We start from the raw sequence: 4,291 nt of genomic DNA, 5'->3' as shown, positions 1-4,291 counted from the left end.
GTTGCCCTCTTGGCAGGCCCTGCCGCGCATGCGCGGTGGCCGATCGACGTTGAGATGAATAGGGTGCGTGCGGTGCTGCATGCCGGCGCCGCGCTGGCGTCGCCGTTTCGAATCGGTGCTGGCTTACTTGGCCAGGGTGGCCTTGCACTTCACGCCCGAAGGGATGTCGAGCTTGGGATTGGGCAGGTCCATGAAGACCACGAAGGTGCCGCTGGCGGCGTCCACCATGCGGTCGACGCTGGCCACCTTCGCGCTGTAATGGCTGCCGGCGGGAATCTCCGGTGCGATGCTGGCCTCCATGCCGGCCGCGGGTTCGCCGAACGCGCGCAGCGGCATCACCACGCGCACGCGCAGCGGATTGAGCTGCGCAACTTTGAGTACGGCGTGCTTGGTGGCGCCGGGCTCGAAGATTTCGCCGGGCCACATCATCTGGTCCACCACCACGCCGTCGAACGGGCTGCGGATGGTGCGCAGCGCGAGCTGGCTGCTTTGCTGGACGTATTCCAGGCGCGCCACCTCGCGGTTTTCCCTGGCGGTGACCAGTTCGGCCTGGGCTTGTTTCAGCTCGGCCTCGGCGTCGTCGCTGTCCTGCCTGGACATGAGTTTTTCCGCCGCCATGTCGCGGCGGCGGGCGAACTTGCGCTGGGAAAATTCGATCTTGCTCTGCGCCTGCTGGCTGGGGCCGGCAAGTTGCGACTTGTAATGCGCAAGATCTGCCGCCGCCTGTTCGGCATGCGATTCCAGCGTCGCCAGCACCTGGTTGTGCGCCACGCGGTCGCCGCGCTTGACCAGCACGCGGTCGATCAGCCCGCTCACCGGCGCGCCCAGCTCGACCGTCTGGGTCGGCTCGATCAGGCAGTCGTAGGACGGCGGATTGGCGGCCTGCGCGGAACCCGCGGACCAGGCCAGCAGGGCGCACAGGGGCAGCGGATGGCGGTGGCGTTTCGCAGGCGCGCAAGCGCGCGCCATGCACGGGCGGTTCCATGCCCGGCGGCGGCCCGAAGGCCCAGCCGTAAGAGTCATTCCTTTGTCCCCCTTCAGTCGCGGACGCCGCCGACGAGCCCCCTGTGACCCGTCCAAGCGTGTCCGCGCTCACAAAAATTAGCGGCTCGTTCCTGCGCCGGCAAGGGCCTGATCGACGTAAGTTTTTGCGGTTTCCCGGGCGCCCGGGGATGTGCCTGAAAGGCTTGGATTTGTCGTTTCGGGCCAGCTGCGGGCGGCGCTTCGGCGGCTTGGCCGGCTGCCGGCGGCCAGAAATATTCCTAGGCGGCGTGCGGCCCGGTTTCACGCCCGGCTATCGATTTCTGTGTTATTCGACCGCGGCCATTCCATCAGGGGGAATGCCTTGTTCAAGCTGCGCGACTGCCCGCGCCTTCGGGTGTGGGCCTGGGCCGTGCGCCTTGCCGTGCCTGCCGTATGCGTCGCGCTGGCGGCCTGCACCCAGGTGCGCGTGGTGCAAGGGGGCAAGACCACGGTGTCCTACCGGCTCGGCGTGCTGCGCCTGGAGCCCGATCCGGGCGCGTCCCTGCTGCTGGTCGAAACCGCGGGCTTCGGCATGGTGCCGGTGGCCTACGGCACTTCGCTGGGCTGGGCGCGGCAGCTGGTGGTCAGCAGCAAGGAGCCGGACCAGTGCCGGCTGATCGTGATCATCCGCAGCGCCGAAGAGGCGGCAGCGATCAGGGAGCAATTGCGCAAGGGCGGTGGTTCGTTGGAGCACGTCTGTGAGGTCAACACACATCAAGGGGGATGACATGGATCTTCGTGCAAGGACGGCAGTGGCATTGAGCCTGTTGGCGCTGGCGGCGTGCGCGCCGTTGCCGCAGGCGGCGTTGGTGTATTCGTCGCGGGTGAGTTTCGGCGTCACCGTCACGTCCAATCCGGCGAGCGCGTCGGGGGCGACGCTGAGCATCGGCTACGACCAGCTGGATGCGGCCTACGTGCCGGTATCGGTGGCGGGCGCGAACAAGGCGGGCACCTCGGATCTCGTGCTGGAGCAGGTCCGCGCCAAGTATTCGAACTCCAACGACCTGGAACCGCAGAGCGCGGACGCGGCGAACCTGGCCAAGGTCAACGACTATCTGAATGCGGCCAAGGCAGCGGAGACCACCAAGGGTTCGATCCAGGCACTGAGCAGCCAGAAGACGCCGATCGAGCCGCTGAAAAGCCAGCTTGCCGCGGCGTCGTCGCGGCTGACGCAGTTGAAGGCCTCGCGTCTGGATACCAAGGAGGCCGCCAGCCAGCTGCAGGAAGCCAAGGGCCAGCTGGCCAGCGCGCAGGCGACCAACCAGACCATCGACAGCAAGATCCAGCAGCTGACCCCGTCGCTCACCGCGGCCGAGCAGGCCGCTTCCGCCAAGCGGCCCGCCGCATTGGAAGCCGCCAAGCAGCTTGGGCTGGTGCGCGAGGATGCCTTGTCGGTGTATGGACGTTTCGACGGCAAGAGCGATGCGGGGACGACCGCGGTGGGCCTGGCGATCGGCAAGGTGTTCTCCACCGGCATCGCGGCGCAGAGCCTGGCCGAAGGCGCGGGGCGCGCGGCGGCGACCGACGCGTATACCAATTGCCTGGGCGCGGCGATGGCGGCGGGCAGCGATACGGACAAGCAGGCGCGCGCGCAGAAGTGCACGGAGTTGAGTTTTTCGCAGACGGGCGGGGCACGCTGAGATAGCGCCGTTACCGCCGTAGGTTGGGGTGAGCCGGAGGCGAACCCCAACGTTGCGATGCATGGCGGGCTTGTTGGGGTTCGCCTCCGGCTCACCCCAACCTACGGCGGTGGTGCATGCTGCACTGCACTGGTGCAAGCCCTCCATGCACGAATGAACTTGGTGCACAAATAGCCGCCTGAATCCGCCAGCTTTTCAGCAAACACCGCAATTCCAACGCTTTTCTCCCATGGCACACGTGTTGCATAGCAGCACAACGTGTTCGTTCTCTGCGGGGGAAAGCGCATGTCGGGCAAGGCGACTCGGATCGAGCTGCTGCAATGGCGGACGCCGCAGATGCGTGCGTTCCATCTCAGCTGGCTGGCGTTCTTCGTGTGTTTCTTCGCGTGGTTTTCCGTCGCGCCGCTGATGCCGTTGATACGCGGCGAGCTGCATCTGAGTCCGGGCCAGGTCGCGGACATCAATATCGCCGCGGTCGCGGTCACCATTTTCGGCCGGCTGCTGATCGGACCGCTGTGCGACAGCTTCGGGCCGCGCCGCGTGTATACCGGTTTGCTGCTGCTCGGCTCGCTGCCGGTGTTCGGCATGCTGCTGGTGCACGACTACGCATCCCTGCTGGTCATGCGCCTGGCGATCGGCATGATCGGCGCCAGCTTCGTGATCACGCAGTACCACACCTCGGTGATGTTCGCGCCGCAGGTCGTGGGCACGGCGAATGCGGCGGCGGCCGGTTGGGGTAACGCCGGCGGTGGCGCGGCGCAGGCGGCGATGCCATGGGTGCTGGCCGGTGTGCTGGCGCTGGGCGTGGGGCAGGGCCTGGGGTGGCGTCTTGCGATGCTGCTGCCGGGCGTGCTGATGGTCGTCGTCGGCATCTTGTACTGGCGCTGCACGCAGGACAGCCCGCAAGGCGACTATCGCCAGCTGCGCGCGCGCGGCATCGCCATCGACGGCGGCAAGCCCGGCGGCTGGGCGGCGTTCCGCGCGGCGGCGCGCAACTATCGCGTGTGGTTGCTGTTCGTCACCTATGCCGGCTGCTTCGGCATCGAGCTGTTCGTGCATGGCGTGGCCGCCAGCTACTACGTGGATCGTTTCTCGCTGAGCCTGCGCGATGCGGGGCTGGCCGTCGGCGGCTTCGGCCTGCTCGCCCTGTTCGCACGAGCGCTGGGCGGCATCGCTTCCGACCGGCTGGTGCGCCGGCACGGCCTGCCGGCGCGCGCACGCCTGCTGTGCCTGCTGATGTTCTTCGAAGGCATCGGGCTGCTGTGGTTCTCCAGCGCGCAGGGCGCCGCCACCGCGGTGGCCGCGATGCTCGCCTTCGGCCTGTTCACTCATATGGCCTGCGGCGCGACGTATGCGCTGGTGCCTTTTATTGACCGCAAGGCGCTGGGCGGCGTGGCCGGCATCGTCGGTGCCGGCGGCAACGTGGGCGCGGTGGCGGCGGGTTTCCTGCAGAAATCGCTGGGCTCGGTGCAGCTCACTTTCATGTACCTGGGCGGCTTCGTGCTGGCCGGCTCGCTGTGCGCGCTCGCCGTGCGCTTCAGCCGCGAACACGTGGCCGAGGAGCGGGTATTGCGGCAAGGGCCGGTGGATACGCCGGCGCCGGCCCTGGCCATCGACTGAGGCGACGC

Annotated in this window: 4 protein-coding genes; 3 read left to right on the top strand and 1 reads right to left on the bottom strand. The window is 67.7% G+C overall.

Annotation, left to right across the window (positions count from 1 at the left end; genetic code table 11):
- Positions 1-123: 123 nt before the first annotated feature.
- Entirely contained in the window at positions 124-969 is an 846-nt protein-coding gene (locus tag FHW84_RS12870) for an efflux RND transporter periplasmic adaptor subunit (protein WP_167256099.1), read from the bottom strand.
- Positions 970-1,345: 376 nt separating this feature from the next.
- On the opposite strand from FHW84_RS12870, the gene FHW84_RS12865 reads away from it, so the two are divergent.
- The 3 genes from FHW84_RS12865 to FHW84_RS12855 all read left to right on the top strand — a co-directional run bounded on the left by FHW84_RS12865 (position 1,346) and on the right by FHW84_RS12855 (position 4,283).
- Positions 1,346-1,750, top strand: coding sequence for a hypothetical protein (locus FHW84_RS12865; protein WP_167256097.1), 405 nt, complete (start codon positions 1,346-1,348; stop codon positions 1,748-1,750).
- A 1-nt stretch (position 1,751) separates the two neighbouring features.
- A complete protein-coding gene (locus FHW84_RS12860; RefSeq protein ID WP_167256095.1) occupies positions 1,752-2,663 on the top strand; it encodes a hypothetical protein in 912 nt (303 codons plus the stop codon).
- 285 nt (positions 2,664-2,948) lie between these two features.
- Positions 2,949-4,283, top strand: a complete 1,335-nt coding sequence (locus FHW84_RS12855; protein WP_167256093.1) for an MFS transporter — start codon at positions 2,949-2,951, stop codon at positions 4,281-4,283.
- Positions 4,284-4,291: the final 8 nt, after the last annotated feature.

The sequence above is a fragment of the Dyella sp. SG562 genome, from assembly GCF_011759495.1.
Lineage (GTDB): Bacteria > Pseudomonadota > Gammaproteobacteria > Xanthomonadales > Rhodanobacteraceae > Dyella_D > Dyella_D marensis.
The sequence above is the reverse complement of the archived record's forward strand: the minus strand, read 5'-3'. Positions and strand labels throughout refer to the sequence as shown.

What these genes read in the sequence shown, in the direction of transcription:
- FHW84_RS12870 (WP_167256099.1), bottom strand. Translation starts at nt 969, where the DNA reads ATGGCGCGCGCTTGCGCGCCTGCGAAACGCCACCGCCATCCGCTGCCC.
- FHW84_RS12860 (WP_167256095.1), top strand. Translation starts at nt 1,752, where the DNA reads ATGGATCTTCGTGCAAGGACGGCAGTGGCATTGAGCCTGTTGGCGCTG.
- FHW84_RS12855 (WP_167256093.1), top strand. Translation starts at nt 2,949, where the DNA reads ATGTCGGGCAAGGCGACTCGGATCGAGCTGCTGCAATGGCGGACGCCG.